This is a genomic window from Rhizorhabdus sp. GW822-FHT03C02 (assembly GCF_058801765.1).
The window spans coordinates 1,210,205-1,226,674 of sequence record NZ_JBXANN010000001.1; the positions used below are offsets into that span (position 1 = coordinate 1,210,205).

13 protein-coding genes are annotated in these 16,470 nt (G+C 66.8%); 5 read left to right on the forward strand and 8 right to left on the reverse strand.

Annotated features, from left to right (window positions below):
- Window positions 1–18 precede the first annotated feature (18 nt).
- Window positions 19–2,466 carry a TonB-dependent receptor gene (locus AC1RM6_RS05575; protein WP_493098888.1) on the reverse strand — a complete coding sequence of 816 codons (2,448 nt, stop codon included), beginning with the start codon at window positions 2,464–2,466 and terminating at the stop codon, window positions 19–21.
- A 265-nt stretch (window positions 2,467–2,731) separates the two neighbouring features.
- Between AC1RM6_RS05575 and AC1RM6_RS05580 the strand changes: the two genes are divergently transcribed.
- Window positions 2,732–4,387, forward strand: a complete 1,656-nt coding sequence (locus AC1RM6_RS05580; protein WP_493098890.1) for a GMC family oxidoreductase — start codon at window positions 2,732–2,734, stop codon at window positions 4,385–4,387.
- On the opposite strand, the gene AC1RM6_RS05585 is transcribed toward AC1RM6_RS05580, so the two are convergent.
- The 7 genes from AC1RM6_RS05585 to AC1RM6_RS05615 all read right to left on the reverse strand — a co-directional run bounded on the left by AC1RM6_RS05585 (window position 4,336) and on the right by AC1RM6_RS05615 (window position 12,438).
- Window positions 4,336–5,157 (reverse strand): SDR family NAD(P)-dependent oxidoreductase, encoded by an 822-nt coding sequence (locus AC1RM6_RS05585; protein WP_493098892.1) that lies wholly within the window; start codon window positions 5,155–5,157, stop codon window positions 4,336–4,338. The two genes, AC1RM6_RS05580 and AC1RM6_RS05585, sit on opposite strands and share 52 nt — an antisense overlap.
- 33 nt (window positions 5,158–5,190) lie before the next feature.
- A complete protein-coding gene (locus AC1RM6_RS05590) occupies window positions 5,191–6,678 on the reverse strand; it encodes a class I adenylate-forming enzyme family protein (protein ID WP_493098894.1) in 1,488 nt (495 codons plus the stop codon).
- 11 nt (window positions 6,679–6,689) lie between these two features.
- Window positions 6,690–7,001, reverse strand: a complete 312-nt coding sequence (locus tag AC1RM6_RS05595) for a hypothetical protein (protein WP_493098896.1) — start codon at window positions 6,999–7,001, stop codon at window positions 6,690–6,692.
- A 19-nt stretch (window positions 7,002–7,020) separates the two neighbouring features.
- Complete coding sequence (locus AC1RM6_RS05600; RefSeq protein ID WP_493098898.1) at window positions 7,021–8,238, reverse strand: CaiB/BaiF CoA transferase family protein; 1,218 nt, start codon at window positions 8,236–8,238, stop codon at window positions 7,021–7,023.
- On the reverse strand, window positions 8,238–9,572 hold the full coding sequence (locus AC1RM6_RS05605) for a CaiB/BaiF CoA transferase family protein (RefSeq protein ID WP_493098900.1): 1,335 nt from the start codon (window positions 9,570–9,572) through the stop codon (window positions 8,238–8,240). Before AC1RM6_RS05605 ends, AC1RM6_RS05600 begins: the two co-directional genes overlap by 1 nt.
- A 153-nt stretch (window positions 9,573–9,725) precedes the next feature.
- Window positions 9,726–10,898, reverse strand: coding sequence for an amidohydrolase family protein (locus tag AC1RM6_RS05610; RefSeq protein ID WP_493098902.1), 1,173 nt, complete (start codon window positions 10,896–10,898; stop codon window positions 9,726–9,728).
- A 184-nt stretch (window positions 10,899–11,082) separates the two neighbouring features.
- Window positions 11,083–12,438 (reverse strand): spinster family MFS transporter, encoded by a 1,356-nt coding sequence (locus AC1RM6_RS05615; RefSeq protein ID WP_493098904.1) that lies wholly within the window; start codon window positions 12,436–12,438, stop codon window positions 11,083–11,085.
- Between the two features lie 170 nt (window positions 12,439–12,608).
- On the opposite strand from AC1RM6_RS05615, the gene AC1RM6_RS05620 reads away from it, so the two are divergent.
- From AC1RM6_RS05620 to AC1RM6_RS05635, 4 genes are all read left to right on the forward strand, one after another.
- A complete protein-coding gene (locus AC1RM6_RS05620) occupies window positions 12,609–13,436 on the forward strand; it encodes a sugar phosphate isomerase/epimerase family protein (protein WP_493098906.1) in 828 nt (275 codons plus the stop codon).
- Between the two features lie 98 nt (window positions 13,437–13,534).
- Window positions 13,535–14,827 carry an acyl-CoA dehydrogenase family protein gene (locus AC1RM6_RS05625; protein ID WP_493098908.1) on the forward strand — a complete coding sequence of 431 codons (1,293 nt, stop codon included), beginning with the start codon at window positions 13,535–13,537 and terminating at the stop codon, window positions 14,825–14,827.
- On the forward strand, window positions 14,827–16,020 hold the full coding sequence (locus AC1RM6_RS05630; RefSeq protein ID WP_493098910.1) for a thiolase C-terminal domain-containing protein: 1,194 nt from the start codon (window positions 14,827–14,829) through the stop codon (window positions 16,018–16,020). Before AC1RM6_RS05625 ends, AC1RM6_RS05630 begins: the two co-directional genes overlap by 1 nt.
- Complete coding sequence (locus AC1RM6_RS05635) at window positions 16,017–16,418, forward strand: Zn-ribbon domain-containing OB-fold protein (RefSeq protein ID WP_493098911.1); 402 nt, start codon at window positions 16,017–16,019, stop codon at window positions 16,416–16,418. Before AC1RM6_RS05630 ends, AC1RM6_RS05635 begins: the two co-directional genes overlap by 4 nt.
- The last annotated feature ends 52 nt before the right edge of the window (window positions 16,419–16,470 follow it).

The window sequence follows — 16,470 nt, forward strand, 5'->3', positions numbered from 1 at the left end:
ACCGCCGCCTTTTTCGCGTCAGAACTTCACTTCGCCCTGCAGCACGACCGCGCGGGGCTCGCCGGCGACCGCGAACACCTCGCCCGAGCCGCCGGGCTTGTCCACGCCGATCGTCGCATAGCGGCGGTTGGTGAGGTTGCGGCCGATCACCGCCAGCGACCAGCGGTCGCTCGGCGCGCTCAGCCGGACACCGGCGTTGAGCAGCAGATAATGCTTCTGGAAACCGGCCGGATTTTCCTGGAGCGAGGCATAATAGCCCGAGGTCCAGCGATAGTCGCCGTTCAACGTCAGCTTATAGTCGTTCGCCATGGCGATGTCGTAGACCGCGCCGCCCGAGAGCAGCCAGTGCGGGGCGCGATAGACGTCGCGGCCGCTGAGGTCCTGCGCGCGGGCGGTGGTCGATCCCGGCAGCAACAGGCAGCCCTGCGCCGCGGTCTGGCCGGCATAGCATTGGGCGCCGGCGAAATCCTTGAACTCGGCGCGGTTGTACGAAACGCTGCCGCGCAGGGTCAGTCCGTCGAGCGGGGTGCGATAGGCACCTTCGAGTTCGATGCCCTTGGTCGTGGTGTTGGCGGCGTTCTGGGTCTGGAACACCGCGGTCACCGCGTTGAGCGCGGTGAGCTGCAGGCCCTTATATTTGTAGCTATAGGCGGTCAGCGAGCCGGTGAGCCGGCGGTCGAACGCCTGGAACTTGGTGCCGAGTTCGAAGCCCTTGGCCTTTTCGGCGTCGAAGGTCAGATTGCCGATATTGTTGCCCGACGAGATCGTGCCGGGGTTCGAAAAGCCCCCCGACAGATAGCCGGTCTTGTAGGCGCCATAGACCATCAGCGTGTTGGACGGCTTCCAGGTCAGCGTCGCCTCGGGCGAGGTGTTGCGCTGCTTCTGCGACCCGATGATGTGAACGCCTTCGGGCTTGTAGCCGACCGCCGCAGAATTGACGAAGGTGTTGACGAGGTCGACATCCTTCTTTTCGTGCGTGTAGCGCGCGCCGCCGGCCAGTTCGAGATTGTCGAGGATCTTGTAGCTGACCTGGAGGAACAGCGAATAGGCCTCGCTCTTGTTGGCCTGCTTGTTGTCATGGGTGTTGAGCTTGCCGTTGCGGGGATCGACGGGATTGGGCCCATTGGCGCCGCCGACATAGAAGGTCCGGTCGTTATGCTCGTAATAACCGCCGGACGCGAAGTTGAGCGGGCCGTCGAAATCGGAAACGGCCCGTACTTCCTGCACGAAACTGGTGTTGCGTTCCTTGTTGTACGACCAGAAATAATTATAGGCGGTCGCGTCGGCGTTGCCCGAACTGCGGAAGTTGTAATAATAGAGGCCGGTCACCGAGGTCAGGTTGATCTTGCCGGGCTTGTAATTCATCGTCAGCGTCGGAACTATCGATGCAACGCGTGCCGATGGGCCGCCGGTGTTCCAGCCGCGGACCTCGGGCCACGCCGCGACCACCGCCGGCGGCAGCGCGCCCTGCGACGATTTGTCGTTGAGCTTGCAGTCGCCATAGGGATCGGTGACGCCGACCGATGCGGGCTTGGTGCGGCCGGCAGGGCAACCCATCACCTCGCTGAACGACTGCAGGCCCTGGCTGGTATAGCGCGACCCGAGCATCTTGAAGGTCGCGTCGAAACCGTTGCCGCCGTCATAGGCCAGGGTCAGGCGCCCGGCGATCTTCTTCTCGGCGCCGAGCCGCTTGTACGAGGCGGGCACGAACGTACCGCCGGCCTGGAGCGCGGGCGTCGTCCGGAACGGATCGGCGATGCCGGGGCTCTGGTTATGGATATAGCCTTCGCTGTTGCTGCCATAGCCGGCGAGGCGGAAGCCGAGCGTGTCGGTGATCGGCCCCGAGATCGCGGCCTCGACCGATGCCTGGTCGTTGTTGAATTCATAACCGGTGCGGACATAGCCCTGCAGCGTCTTGGTCGGTCCGGCGCTCTTGAGCGAGACCACGCCACCCGGGGTGTTCTTGCCGAAGAACAGCGACTGCGGACCCTTGAGCACCTCGATTTCCTGAAGATCGAACAGCGCGTCGTTGAGGATGCGTCCGCGGCTGATCGGCAGCCCGTCGAGATCGAGCAGCACCGACTGCTCGATGCCGGCGTCGAGGTTCGAGGAACTCACCCCGCGCAGCGAGATCGATGCGCCCGACCCGGTGAAGCCGCGATCGAACGAGACCTGCGGAGCGACGATGCGGACATTGGCGAGATTGGTCAGATCATATTGGCGGATCTGCGCGGTGGTCACCGCGACCGCGGCGACCGGCACGTCCTGCAGCCGTTCGGCACGGCGCCGGGCGGTGACGACGATGTCGTTGGCGTCGAGCGGCTCGGCTTGGCTGGCGCCTTGCGCGGCCTGCGGAGCGGTCGAGGTTTCCTGCGCATATGCGCCGGCGAACGGCGCGAGCGCGGCGAGCAGCGTCGTGCCGAGCAAGCGCGCACGCCGCGCGGACAATGATCTGGATTCAAGCATTGGAAAGCCTTTCGATATCCAGGGGTGCAACCCCTTTCTCCCTTGGTCCAGGCCGCACGATCGTAACGCCGTGCCGAGCCCCCCGATTTGGTCTAGATGATCACGATGAATATCGGGATTGATCAAAAGATCAGGTGGCGGTCGTCGTCGATCCTCCTTTGCGGTCTGCCGGGCACCGCCGTGCCGGTGAACGGCCCTACCTAGCCTTTTTCATGGGCGTTTGCGCGAGGCCGCGGCGATAGGACGGGCGCAGGGAGAAGAAGCCATGACCACGCAGGCGGATTATGTGATCGTAGGGGCGGGATCGGCCGGCTGTGTGCTCGCCAACCGGCTGAGCGCCGATCCGTCGGTGACGGTGCTGCTGCTCGAGGCCGGGCCGCGGCCCGGTCATTTCCTGATCGGCATGCCCAAGGGCTTTGCCAAGGTCACCGGCATGCCCGATTTCGCCTGGAACTTCATGACCGAGGCGCAGCCGCACCGCGGCCGCGCAGGCGAGATGTGGCCGCGCGGCAAGGTGCTCGGGGGATCGAGCGCGATCAACGGCATGATCTATATTCGCGGGCAGATGGCCGACTATGACGACTGGGCGGCGCGCGGAAATCCCGGCTGGGACGGTGCGACGATGCTCGAGCACTTCCGGGCGATGGAGGATCACAGCCTCGGCGCCAGCGCGACCCGCGGTGCGGGCGGGCCGTTGACCGTCACCGCCGGCCATTTCCGCTATCCCTTCGCCGAGACGATCATCGCCGCCGGCGAGCAGATGGGGCTGCCGCGCAGCGACGACTTCAACGGCCCCGACCAGCAGGGGATCGGCTATTATGCCCATACGATCCGCGACGGCCGCCGGCTGAGCGCCGCCGCGGCGTTCCTCGATCCGATCCGCGGTCGTCCCAATCTGCGCATCGTGCGCGGTGCCGAGGCCGAGCATATCCTGTGGCATGGGCGGCGGGCCATCGGCGTCCGCGCGCGGGTCGGCGGCGAGGCGATCGACTTTGCTGCCGCACGCGAGGTGATCCTGGCGGCGGGCGCGGTCCAGTCGCCCAAATTGCTGCAGCTTTCAGGGGTGGGGCCGGGGGCGCTGCTGCAGCGGCTCGGGGTCGAGGTGCTCCACGACAGTCCCGGGGTCGGCGCGCATATGCGCGACCATGTCGGGCTGGCGTTCAACTATCGGCTGACCGGCGAGCCGGGCCATAATTCGCGGCTGCGCGGTGCCGGTCTGGTCGCGAGCGTCGCGCGCTACCTGCTGCGCCACGATGGGATCATGAGCACCGGCCCGTTCGAGGTCGGCGCTTTCCTGCGGTCGAGCGCGGCGGTGGTGCGACCCGACGTCCAGCTTTATTTCGCCCCGATCAGCATGGCGCCGCTCAAGCCCGGCAAGGGTTATGTCGGCCAGCCCGAGACGCTGCCGGGTCTGACCGCCGGCGCCTATCTGCTGCGGCCGACCAGCGAGGGGCATGTCGCGATCGCGTCACGCGATCCGCATGCCCAGGTCGCCATCCATCCCAACTGGCTCGTTACCGAGGAGGATCGCGGCGCCGCGCTCGACATGGTCCGCTGGCTGCGGCGGATGATGGCGATGCCGGCGATCGCGCCGTTCGTCGCCGCCGAGACCTTTCCGGGGCCGCAGGTGGCGAGCGATGCCGAGATCATGGACGAGCTCGACAAGACCGCGCGCAGCGGCAGCCATACCACCGGAACCTGTCATATGGGGCCGGGTGGCGACGCGGTGGTGGACGCGCGACTGCGGGTTCACGGCGTCGAGGGGCTGCGCGTCGCCGATTGCTCGATCATGCCGACGATCCCATCGGGCAACACCAATGCCCCCGCGATGGCGGTGGGCTGGCGCGGGGCCGAGTTGATCGCGGAAGATTACCAGGCGGTCCAGCCGCCATCGATCAGCAGGTCGGTGCCGGTCATGTAGGAGGCGGCGTCCGACGCGAGGAACACCGCCGGTCCCGTGAGCTCATGCGCCAGGCCCAGTCGCTGCATCGGCGACTGGCCGGCGAGCTTTGCGACGAAGTCGGGCTCGTTGGCGGCGATATCGTCCCAGGGGAAGATGCCGGGGCTCAGCGAATTGACGCGAATGCGCTTCGGCGCGAGCTGGCAGGCGAGATAGCGGGTGAGCTGGATCAGCCCGCCCTTGGTCGCGGCATATTGCGGCGGGGTCAGCCGGCCGGTGCCCTCGTAGAGCGGAAAGTTCGGGCTGACATGCGCCCAGGTCGAGGTGATGTTGATCACCGAGGCATGCCCGGTCGCGGCGACCGTGGCCTCGAGCGCGGGCAGCGCGGTCATGATATTCTCGTGCGCGGCGATCAGGCCGCTGTCGACGGTCGCGCGGAACGCCTCGGCGCTGGTGCCGGCATTGGGACCGAGCCCGGTGATCGCGTTGTTGACGAGCACGTCGAGCCGGTCGAGTCCGGCCAGGAAGGCGTTGGCGGCGTCGCGGTCCATCACGTCGAACGCCGCGACCGAGGCGGACAGCCCCTGCGCGCCGAGTTCGTCGGCAAAGACCTGCAGCTTGGCGGCGGTGCGGCCGTTGAGGACGACATGCGCCCCGGCCTGGGCGAAGCCGATCGCCATCGCCCGGCCGAGATGGCCCGCGGCGCCCGACAGGAAGACGGTGCGGCCGTCGAGGCGGAAGCGCGCCTCATGGGTGGGGAAGCTCTTCACCTCGGTCGAGCGTTCGCTCACTGTCATCCTCCTTGTTTTTTGACGGAAGCGCGATCAGGCCGCGCGGGCCGGTGCGATATCCTGCTTGATCGCGCGGCGCAGCAGCTTGCCGGTGTCGTTATAGGGCAGCGCGTCGCGGAACAGAAGAAATTGCGGGACCTTGGTCGATCGTAACCGCGTGCGCACCCAGTCGCGCAGTTCGTCGGCGGGCGTCGGCGCACGGACGACGATCACCGCCGCGATGGCCTCGCCCCATTCGTCGTCGGGAACGCCGAGCACCGCGACGTCGGCGACCGCGGGATGCTGGCGCAGAACATCCTCGATCTCGCCGGGCGAGATATTCTCGCCGCCGCGGACGATGACGTCGTCGAGCCGGCCCTCGACGAAGAGATAGCCGTCCTCGTCGATCCAGCCGGCATCGTTGGTCGGATACCAGCCGCCCTCGCGCAGCGCCGAGCGGCCGAGATATTCGCCCGATACCTGGTCGCCGCGCACCCAGATCTCGCCGGCACCGCCGCGCGGCACCGAGCGGCCTTCGGGATCGCGGATGTCGAGTTCGAGCGTCGGAAGCGGGACGCCGACCGACGCGAGGCGCCGCTGCCAGACCGGATCGTCGGAGGCGATCGCCCGGCGATGGTCCTCGGGGCCCAGGAAGGCGACGGTCGAGCTGGTCTCGGTCAGGCCATAAGCGTTGACGAAGTCGACATCGGGCAGCGTCGCCATCGCCCGACGGATCACCGGCTCGGGCATGCGGCCGCCACCATAAGAGAGGTGGCGCAAGCCGGGCAGCGCTTGGCCGCGCGCGTCGAGCGTGTCGAGGATCCGGCCGAGCATCGTCGGCACCACCATCGCCTGGGTCACGCCTTCCGCCGCCACCGCATCGACCCAGGCTTCGGGCGAGAAGGCCGGTAGCTGGACGAGCTTGCGACCGGCATAGACCGAAGTCAGCACCGCCGAGATACCGGCGATGTGATAGGGGGGGACGCTGACCAGCGCGGCCTCGTCCTCGCCCGCGCCCATGAACTCGACCGTCGAAATCACGTACGAGCTGAGATTGGCGTGGCGCAGAACCCCGACCTTGGGTTCGCCGGTGGTGCCGCTGGTGAACAGCAGCACCGCGATATCGTTCTCGACCGGGACGAAACCGCGGGGTGCGGCGCGGGCGGCAAGGAAATCGGTGACGGTGATCGCGTCGATCCCGTCGATCCCGGCGACCCGTCCGGCCATGTCGTCGTCGACCACCAAAGTGGCCGGGGCGGTGCGCCCGAGCAGCCGGCGCAACTCGGCATCGGGCAGGCGATAATTCAACGGGGTGAAGGGTTTGCCTGCCAATGCGCTGCCGAACAGGGCGAGCGGGAAGGCGATCGAATTGACCCCGACATAGGCGATCTTCTCGCCTTCATGCGCGGCGAACAGTTCGGCCGCGATCAGCGCGCGGCGCTGGAGGTCGGCGAAGGAGAGATGTTCGCCCTGCGCCGCGACCGCGATCCGGTCGTCGAGCGCCGATGCCGCCATCTCCATGAGCAGCGCGATGTTCATCATCGGCGGATTCCTCAGTCCGAAGAGGGAAGGGGCTTGGCGTCCTTGATCGGCGCGATCCGCCCTTCGACCCCGAGCGAGCCCTTGCCCGCCTTGGTGGCGAGCAGTTCGAGGCCGCTTTCGGGATCGGCATAGCGCTTGCCGATCAGCGTGCCGCCGTCGAACCCGGCGACGACCGCGGCGTCTGCGGGTTTGGCGACGGCGACCGGGACCATTGCGATCCCGCCGCATTCGGGGACGGCGCCGCTGCCGGCGGGTTTCACCACCACGGCTTCGGTATCGCAGACTGCGCTCTTCCAGCGCGATCCCGGGGTGGGTTTGCTCATCTCGATCGATCCTTTTCCGTCATTCCGCCGCGGCGGCCTGCGTGCCCAGCACGGCGTCATTATGCTCGCCCAGCTTCGGTGCGCGCAGCCGCGGCACGCTCCCGAACGCCGAGAAGCGATAGCTGTCGCCGGGATAGGCGACCGCGCCGACATCGCCGCCCATGTCGACCTCGACGAAGAAGTCGCGCGCCTTGAGATGCTCGTCCTCGAACAGGTCCTCGGGCGCGTTGAGCAACCCGATCGGCAGCCCCCGCGCCTGACCGTCGAGATACATTTCGGCGCTGTCGTGGCAGAGGAAGAAGCATTCGACGATCGACTGGATGTCGGCGAAATAACGCTGGCGGTGGACGATGTCCTGATATTCGGGATCGGTCAGCATCGCCGCCATGCCCTTGCTGTCCATCCAGTCGACCAGCATGTCCCAGGCGCGGCCGTCCGACAGGATCAGCGTATAATAGACATAGCGGCCGTCGGCGCACTGGAACAGCGCCGACTGGGTCGGTGAGGGCTGGGCGTGGCGGCAGGTCTGCCGGATCACGTTGACCCGCGGATAGAACCAGAAGGGGTTGGCGAGCTCGACATTGACCGCCGAGGACCCGTGCATCGAGATCGCGACGACCTGGCCGCGGCCGGTCGCCTGGCGGTCGAGCAGCGCCAGCAGCGCGCCGATATGGCCGAAGGCGGTCGCGCCATGATGCGCCTGGTCGCCGCCGGGATTGATCGGCGGAATGTCGTGATCGTCATAGCCGCACATGTTGAGCGGGCCGCCACCGGCGAGCGCGATCAGGTTGGACGACTGATAATCCTTCCAGGGGCCGGTCAGACCATAGGGCGTGATCGAGACGATGATCAGCCGGGGGAAGCGTTCGGACAGCGCGTCGAGATCGAGCCCGGCCGCCGCCAGCCGCGCCGGCTGGAAGGTGCAGATGAAGAAATCGGCGTCGGCGAGCAGGGGGGCGAGCGCGTCGGCCGTATCGCCGCCGAGGTCGATCGCCACGCTGCGCTTGTTGCTGTTGTAGAGCCAGAAATGGAGGCTGCGATCGACGCCCTCCTCGCTTTTGGCAAACGGGCCGATCCGGCGCGTCGGCGATCCTTCGGGGGGCTCGACCTTGATCACGTCGGCGCCCATTTCGGCAAGCATGCGGCCGAGAAATTCGCCGCCGGTATTTTCGGCCAGCTCGATCACCTTGAGCCCGGCATAGGGGGCGGGCAGGCCGGTCGTGGAGGTCGCCTGCATCAGATCACTCCTTCCGCGGCATAGGTCTCATATTCGTCCTCGGACAGGCCGAGTATCTCGCGGAACACGTAGAGATTGTCCTCGCCCAGCAGCGGCGCCGAGCGCCAATTCTCCTGTTCGAGGCGCGAGAAGCGCATCGGTGTGCCCTCGAAACGGGCATGGCCGATCACCGGATGATCCATCTCGAAGAACAGTCCGCTCTGCGCGGTCTGCGGATCATGCTCGTTGAGGTCCTCGGCATTCTGGACGACCGAGGCGGGGACCCCGCGCGCCTGCAGCCGATGCATCAGGTCGTAGCGTTCGCGCGAGACGGTGAAGGCGGCGATCGCCGCTTCGAGCGCATCCTGGTTGGCGAAGCGCGCCTCCATCGTCGCGAAGCGCGGTTCGTCGGCCCAGGCGGGCGATCCCATCTCGGCGACCAGCCCCTGCCACTGCGCCGCGTCGAAGGTCGCGATCGCGATCCAGCGATCGTCGCCGCGGGTCGGGAAGACGCCGTGCGGAGCGGCGTGCGGATATTCGAGCCGGTTGCCGGGCGGATAGCTGCCGTCGCGGGTGGTGCGGCCGTTGACCGACACGTCGAGCAGGATCGGGCCGAGCAGGTTGATACCGGCCTCGATCGCCGAGACGTCGACCTCGCTGCCCTCGCCGGTGCGGTTGCGATGATAGATCGCCATCAGCAGCGCGGACGAATTATAATAGGCCGCCATATTGTCCATATAGCTCAGGCCCCAGCCCGACGGCTCCTGGCCGGGCAGGCCGCTGATATAGGACAGGCCGCTCACCGCCTGGACGACGGGGCCGAAGCTCTTGAACTCGGCATGCGGCCCCGAATGGCCATAGCCGCTCATCCGCGCCATGATGACGTTGGGGGTGAGCGTCTTCACATAGTCGTAGACCAGGCCCCAGCGCTCCATGACGCCGGGGGCGAAATTCTCGGTGACGACGCTCGACGCGGAAATCAGACGCTCGCACAGTTCGCGGCCGCGCTTGTCGCGCATGTTGATCGTCACGCCGAGCTTGTTGCGGTTGTAATTGTTGAACAGCCCGCCCTTGTTGGGATCGGGATCGGCGTCCTCCTCGCCATAGGTGCGTGCCTCGCCGCCCTTGTAGATCGGCAGGCGCCGCGGCATGTCGAGCCGGTTGCGGTCCTCGATCCGGATCACCTCGGCGCCGAAATCGCCGAGCAGCCGCGTCGCCACCGCGCCCACCCCCATCCAGCAGAAATCGGCGACCCGGATTCCCGCCAGCGGTGCGCGCGAGGGCCGGGGCCTGCGTGCCGGATCGGCGGCCGCGGCGGCGGTCGCCGCCGCGCGCTGTTCAGCAACACTCGTCATTCCATCCACTCCCGCCATGCCGCGGTCCGGCATGGCCTTGATCCTCTTGGCCCATGACGGCCGACGCGGTCGCCATGGGCTTCTATCGGAGAAAGCGAGGCGCTCGCGTCACTGTCACAAGCACCAGTCGCCCCACTTTTTTTGGTTGGTCGTTCAATCAAGATGATAGATGCGGGCCGCGTTGTCGTGGAGGATCTTCTGGACCTGATCCTGCGGCACATCCTTGAACACGTCCTCCAGATATTCGGGCGGGCGCTGGGCGGCGGTCGCCGGCCCCGGGCTCATGCTGGTCGGGTGCGGGAAGTCGGTCTCGTACAGGATATTGTCGGGGCCGAGCTGATCGATCGCGAACTTGACCAGCGGATTCTTCTCGAACCAGAAGCTGCCATAGATCTGCCGCTTGAAATATTCGCTCGGCAGCAGGTCGTAGCTGTCGGCATGTTCCTTGGGCACGCCGCAGTTGATCCATTGCCAGTCGAGCGACGCCACCGCGAACGGCAGCCAGCCCACGCCGCTTTCGACCGAGACGAAGTTCAGCTTGGGGAAGCGCTGGCAGATGCCGCCGCAGATGACCTGGGTGATCGCCGCCGCATTGCCCATGAAGAACAGCACCCCCATCGATGCATAATCGGCATGGAGCGGGACGCTGGCGTCCATCACCTTGTTGACCTCATGGTCGCCCGAACCGATGTGGAAATTGACCGGCATGCCCATTTCCTCGGCCGCCGCCCACAATTTGTCCCAATGCGGGTTGGTCAGCTTGGGCTGCGCGAAATGGTGCGGCTCGGAGGTGAAGACGAGGCCGCGATGGCCCATCTTCTTGCAGCGCTCGAGTTCCTTCAGCGTCTCGTCGAGATCCCAGAAGGGCAGGATCGCCTGGGGCAGGAAGCGGTCGGGCGCGACGCTGGCATAGTCGGTCTGCCAGTCGTTATAGGCTTTGACGCAATCGAGCATCAGCTGGGCGCTCTCGAGCTTCACCAGCGTCCCGGCCTCGAAGAAGATCACGTTCGGGAACAGCACCTGTGCCTGGATGCCATAATCGTCCATCACCTTGAGGCGTTCGGTCTGGTCCCAGGTGTAACGGTGCGCCTCGCCGAGGGTCTTGGGGTGGAAGGGCGGATGCTGGTGCCAGCCGGCCATCGCCGGCGCACCGGCGCCGCCCGCGCGCTTGTCGCCGAAATACCAGTAATCGGTGTCGCCATCGCGTTTCACCTGCGGGATCGCATCGCCATATTTCTTCGAAACCCGCGACGTCCACAGGTCGTAGGGTTCGACGACATGGGTGTCGACGTCGATGATCCTGTAATTGTTGGTGAGCATGTTCATCGCCAAAATCCTCTCCGCTCGACGATTCAAAACGCTCGGGTCACGAGCGCCGTCCGGCCGATTTAATGTAGATTATCATCAGGAATTGCAAGCGAGCGCCGGGCTGGCGTTTTGAGCAGGTGCGCCGGCGGCGATCGCCAGGATGCCGGTGTGCCGGCGGTTCTGCCGGGTGCCTTGCCGGCGATCAGCCGGCGGAACGGTCGGCCTCGCGGCGATGGGCGGCGGGAAGCTCGACGACCAGCGCCCCGGCCGCGCGCCAGTAGAGCCAGCCCGATATCAATGAGGGGATCATCGCGCTCGCCAGCGCCCAGCGCAGCGATTCGCCGTTGCTGGCGCTGCTGCCGATCCAGTCGCTGATCGCGCCGGTGACCAGCGGTCCCAGCCCGACCCCGACGAGGTTGACGATCAGCACGATCACCGCCGAGGTGAAGGCGCGCATCCGTGGCGGGATCAGCGAGTGCGACACCGAAACGATGCACGAGAAATAGAGCATCACCAGCAGCGAGGTGACGATCCCGATCGCCAGCGATATCGTCTGGGGGGCGGCCAGATATTGCACCGCGCCCAGCGGCGCGAGCAGCACCATGCCGAGCGCCGGCGCGGCCAGATAGCCGCGGGTGAAGCGCTTGCCCATCCAGTCGGACAGGTTGCCGCTCAGATAGATGCCGATGCCGCCGCCGACCCCGTTCATGACCGCCATCCAGCCGGCGATCGACGCCAGCGACATGCCGAACATGCGCGAATAGAAGGGCGCGTTCCATGACAGCATCGCATATTGGACATAGGCATTGAGTGCACCGGCGGCGACCGCGAAGCGGAAGCAGCGCAGGCTCCACAGCAGCGTCAACGCCTCGCGCGCGGTCGGCATGCGGTCGCCGGCCAGCACCGGCGGATCGTAGCGGCCGCGGATCGGTTCGCGGATTGCGGCGAGCAGCAGCGGGGTCGCGACCACGCCGATCATGCCGACCCATAGAAAGGCTTCGCGCCAGCCGATGCTCGTCGCCAGCCAGCCGCCGCCGGCGAGGCCGAGCATCGTGCCGATCGGATAGGACAGGCCCCAGGCCGACAGCGCGGTCGCCCGCCGCTCGCGCGGGAACAGGTCGGAGATCATCGAATGGGTGGCGGGCACGCTGCCGGCCTCGCCGATGGCGACGCCGATGCGCAGGATGACGAGCATCAGGAAACCGGTCGCCAGGCCGGTCAGCGCGGTCATCACGCTCCACACCAGCATCGAGATGGCGATGACGATCTTGCGGGTGGTGCGGTCCGCCAGGCGCGCGATCGGCAGCGCCAGGGTGGTGTAGAAGATCGCGAAGGCGAGGCCGGTCAGGGCGCCGAGCTGGGAATCGGTGAGGCCCAGTTCCTGCTTGATCGGCACCTGCAGGATCGAGAGGATCGTGCGGTCGATATAGTTGAGCACCGCGACCGCGCCGAGCACCGCCAGCGTGAACCAGCGGTTCGCACTGCCCATCCGCGCGATCGTCCCCCGCGGCGCCTGGCCTCTTGCCGCGGCCTCCTGCGCGCTGTCGGCATCGGCCATCGCATCGTCTCCTTGGTCGCTTCGATCGCCCCGGAAGGGTCGTCGCACAGCGGGATAGCCGCTAGCGTTTCGCCCGCCTATGGCACCGCCGGCCGACCTATCGTTAAGGAGAGGTGGTTCGATCCCCCATGCCCGCGCCATGCGAAGCCCCTGCCATGACGGGACGATCGATGGATTTTGCGCTTGCACCCGAAACGCTGACCGGAGCCCGTCCCGCGGTCTTCCTGCGGTGCGCCGCGAAGGCGGCGTTTCGACATGTCGGATTGCGGGTGATCGAGGGGCATGGCGAGATCGGGGACAGCGACGTCGTGCCGTCGCTGGTCCGTTCGGCGGCGGCCGTCGTCGAGGTCGGGCATATCCTCGACGGCGAAGGGCTGCGCGTGACCGAACTCGAATGGGTGGGGCTCGACGGCACCAACGATATCGGTGCCCTTCGGCCGGGGCTGGAGATCGGCGCGCGGTTCGGCGGCCGCCATCTGTGCGCAGTTTCCACCGATCCCGATCCGATCCGCGCGGTCGATGCCTTCGCCGCGCTGTGCGCGCTGGCCGCCGAGCATGGCATGATCGTCGATATCGAATTCGTGCCGTTCACCGCGGTCCGGACGATCGCCGAAGCAGCAGCGCTGGTGCGCGCAAGCCGCGCCGCCAATGCCGGCATATTGCTCGACGCCATGCACTGGCTGCGCGGGGGTGGCACCATCGCCGATATCTTCCCGCACGGCGCGCTCGTCCGCCAGGTACAGCTTTGCGACGCCCCCACCGAAGCGCCGGTGGGCAAGGGCGATCGTATCCGCGAAACGCTGCAGGCGCGGCTGTTGCCGGGCGAGGGCGGCTGCGATCTGGCGGCGCTGCTGGCCGTGGCCCAACCGGCCGTCCCGTTCAGCCTCGAAGTGCCCAATCGTGCGCGGCTGGCCGAGGAGGGCCCCGCGCATTACGCGCGCCGGGTGCACGACGCCGCCCGGCGCGTCGCGACCGGCGCCGCCTGTGACTTATGCTAATTCCTGATTATGATCTTGTTAAATTCGAGGCGCCTGCCTAGCCTTGCAAGCGAGAACGAGGACGGCGGAGATCCTCAAGAAACCGCGAAGGAGCAGGCATGAGCTGGGGTTTTTCGACCGATCCGGATTTTCAGACGAAGCTCGACTGGGTCGAGGCATTCGTCCGCGACGAGGTCGAGCCGCTCGATCATATCTGCGATTTCAGCCCGTTCGATGTCCGCAATCCGCGGCGCAACGCGCTGGTGAAGCCGCTGCAGGCCAAAGTGCGCGAACAGGGGCTGTGGGCCTGTCATCTCGAACCCGATCATGGTGGCCAAGGCTATGGTCAGCTCAAGCTCGCGCTGATGAACGAGATCCTCGGCCGGTCGGCGTTCGGGCCGACGATTTTCGGAATCCAGGCTCCCGACACGGGCAATGCCGAGATCCTCGCCAAATTCGGTACCGCTGCGCAGAAGGGCCGCTATCTCCAGCCGCTGCTCGACAACGATATCGTCTCCTGTTTCTCGATGACCGAGCCGCGCGGCGGATCGGACCCGACCCAGTTCACCTGCCGCGCCGAACTCGACGGCGACGAATGGGTGATCAATGGGGAGAAGTGGTTCTCCAGCCACGCGCATGTCGCGAGCTTCCTGATCACCATGGCGGTGACCGATCCCGACGCGGCGCGTCACAACCGGCTGTCGGCGTTCATCGTGCCGACCGACACCGCCGGGATCGAGATCGTCAAGAACATGCCCCACGGCAACAGCAACTGGCCGAGCCACGCCTATCTTCGTTACACCGACGTTCGCGTTCCCAGGGATCATCTGCTCGGCGAGCGTGGCGACGGCTTCACCGTCGCCCAGACCCGGCTCGGCGGGGGCCGCATCCACCATGCGATGCGGACGCTCGCCCAGTGCAAGAAGGCGCTGGCGATGATGTGCGAGCGCGCGCTCAGCCGCTATACGCAGGGCAGTCTGCTGTCCGAAAAGCAGCTCATCCAGGAAAAGATCGCCGACAGCTGGATGGAGATCGAGCAGTTCCGGCTGCTGCTGCTTCAGACCGCGTGGAAGATCGACGAATATCAGGATTACAAGAAAGTGCTGCGCGACATCGCCGCGGTGAAGGTGATGATGCCGCGGGTGATGCACGACCTCGCCTCGCGCGCGCTGCAGGTCCATGGCTCGCTGGGGCTGACCCCGGACATGCCGTTCGTCGAGCAGCTGCTCGACAGCTATCATACCGGCCTGGCCGACGGGCCGACCGAGATCCACAAGCTGACCGTGGCGAAGCTGACGCTGCGCGAGCATAAGGGCACCGCGGATCTGTTTCCGACCGGCTATATCCCGCATCTGCGCGAAGCGGCGCTGCGCAAATATGCCGACCGGATCGAGCAGGAGGTCGCCGCCTGATGGTCGAGGATCTCGCTATCGCCGCGCGCGACCGCTGTGCGATCGCCGGTATCGGCACGACCGAATATTCGAAGGATTCGGGACGCAGCACGCTGGCGCTCGCCGCCGAGGCGGCCCAGGCGGCGATCGCCGATGCCGGGCTGTCGCCCGACGATATCGACGGCATCGTCCGCTGCGACCTCGACAAGGTCACGCCGTCGTCGCTGGCGACCGCGCTCGGCCTGCACGGCATGCGATTTTGGGCCGATACCGGGCCGGGGGGGATCGCGCCGTCGATGATGATCGGCATCGCGGTGGGCGCGTTGCTGTCGGGCCAGGCGAAGGCGGTGCTGTGCTTCCGCTCGCTCAACGGCCGGTCGGAGGCGCGCTTCGGCTCACCGACCGATCAGGCGCCGCGGGTCGGCGGGCAAGGCTCCTATGACGAATATTTCCTGCCTTATGGCATGATTTCTCCGGGCCAGCATTTCGCGATGATCGCGCGCCGCCACATGCACGACCATGGCACCACTGCCGAGCATCTCGGCGCGATCGCGATCGCATGCCGTGAGGCCGCCAACCGTACGCCGCACGCGCAGATGCACGATCGCCCGCTGACGATGGACGCCTATCTCGCCTCGCGACCGATCGCGCGGCCGCTGCGGCTGTTCGATTTCTGCCTCGAGACCGACGGCGCCTGCGCGGTGGTGGTCACCACCACCGAACATGCCCGCAACCTCGCCAAGCGGCCGGTGACGATCCGCGCGGTGGCGGGCGGGCAGGCGCACGATACGCGCGCCGGCATGATGTTCCCGGCGATGCTGCGCGCCGACCCGACCGATATCGGCGGACGCGCGGCGGCGACCGAATTGTGGCGCCGTGCCGGCATGGGGCCGGCGGACATCGATGTCGCGCAAATCTACGACTGTTTCACGATCAGCGTGCTGCTCCAGCTCGAAGCGTTCGGCTTCTGCAAGATCGGCGAGGGCGGTCCCTTCGCCGCCTCGGGCGCGCTGCTCAAGGGCGGATCGATCCCCATCAACACCGCAGGCGGCAACATGTCCGAAGGCTATATTCACGGCATGAACCATATCGTCGAAGCCGTCCGCCAGATGCGCGGCGAAGCATCGAACCAGGTCGACGGCGCCGAAAGCGCGCTCGTCACCAGCGGCCTCTACCCGCTCGGTGCCGGTGTCGTGCTGCGGAGGGCCGCATGATCCTTCCTGTCGTCAACGACCGCGACACCGGTCCCTTCTTCGCCGGCGCGGCGGAGGGCAGGCTGCTGTTCGCCGCCTGCGAGCATTGCGGGCGCGGCAGCCATCCGCCATCGCCTTATTGCAGCTATTGTCGCCGGCCGCGGTCCGAATGGCGCGAATCCGCCGGGCGCGGCACCCTCCATTCGCTGGTCGTCGTCACCCACCAGGTCCATCCCGATTATCCGGTGCCCTATACGGTGGTGCTGGTAACGCTCGACGACAATGATGATGTCCGGCTGCTCGGCCGCATCGACGGCGAGCCCGATCTCGCGATCGGCCAGCCGATGGAAGTCTGGTTCGACACGCTGGCCGACGATGTCGCCTTGCCGCAATGGCGGTCGGTCGGCGCCAGCGGCTAGGCGCCTGCAGGCGCCTGGCTTCCCATCATAGAAACAGCCTGATCCGGTGATC

Coding starts and splice junctions, on each gene's coding strand:
- AC1RM6_RS05575 (WP_493098888.1), bottom strand. CDS start 2,466: ATGCTTGAATCCAGATCATTGTCCGCGCGGCGTGCGCGCTTGCTCGGC.
- AC1RM6_RS05580 (WP_493098890.1), top strand. CDS start 2,732: ATGACCACGCAGGCGGATTATGTGATCGTAGGGGCGGGATCGGCCGGC.
- AC1RM6_RS05590 (WP_493098894.1), bottom strand. CDS start 6,678: ATGATGAACATCGCGCTGCTCATGGAGATGGCGGCATCGGCGCTCGAC.
- AC1RM6_RS05595 (WP_493098896.1), bottom strand. CDS start 7,001: ATGAGCAAACCCACCCCGGGATCGCGCTGGAAGAGCGCAGTCTGCGAT.
- AC1RM6_RS05600 (WP_493098898.1), bottom strand. CDS start 8,238: ATGCAGGCGACCTCCACGACCGGCCTGCCCGCCCCCTATGCCGGGCTC.
- AC1RM6_RS05605 (WP_493098900.1), bottom strand. CDS start 9,572: ATGACGAGTGTTGCTGAACAGCGCGCGGCGGCGACCGCCGCCGCGGCC.
- AC1RM6_RS05610 (WP_493098902.1), bottom strand. CDS start 10,898: ATGAACATGCTCACCAACAATTACAGGATCATCGACGTCGACACCCAT.
- AC1RM6_RS05615 (WP_493098904.1), bottom strand. CDS start 12,438: ATGGCCGATGCCGACAGCGCGCAGGAGGCCGCGGCAAGAGGCCAGGCG.
- AC1RM6_RS05620 (WP_493098906.1), top strand. CDS start 12,609: ATGGATTTTGCGCTTGCACCCGAAACGCTGACCGGAGCCCGTCCCGCG.
- AC1RM6_RS05625 (WP_493098908.1), top strand. CDS start 13,535: ATGAGCTGGGGTTTTTCGACCGATCCGGATTTTCAGACGAAGCTCGAC.
- AC1RM6_RS05630 (WP_493098910.1), top strand. CDS start 14,827: ATGGTCGAGGATCTCGCTATCGCCGCGCGCGACCGCTGTGCGATCGCC.
- AC1RM6_RS05635 (WP_493098911.1), top strand. CDS start 16,017: ATGATCCTTCCTGTCGTCAACGACCGCGACACCGGTCCCTTCTTCGCC.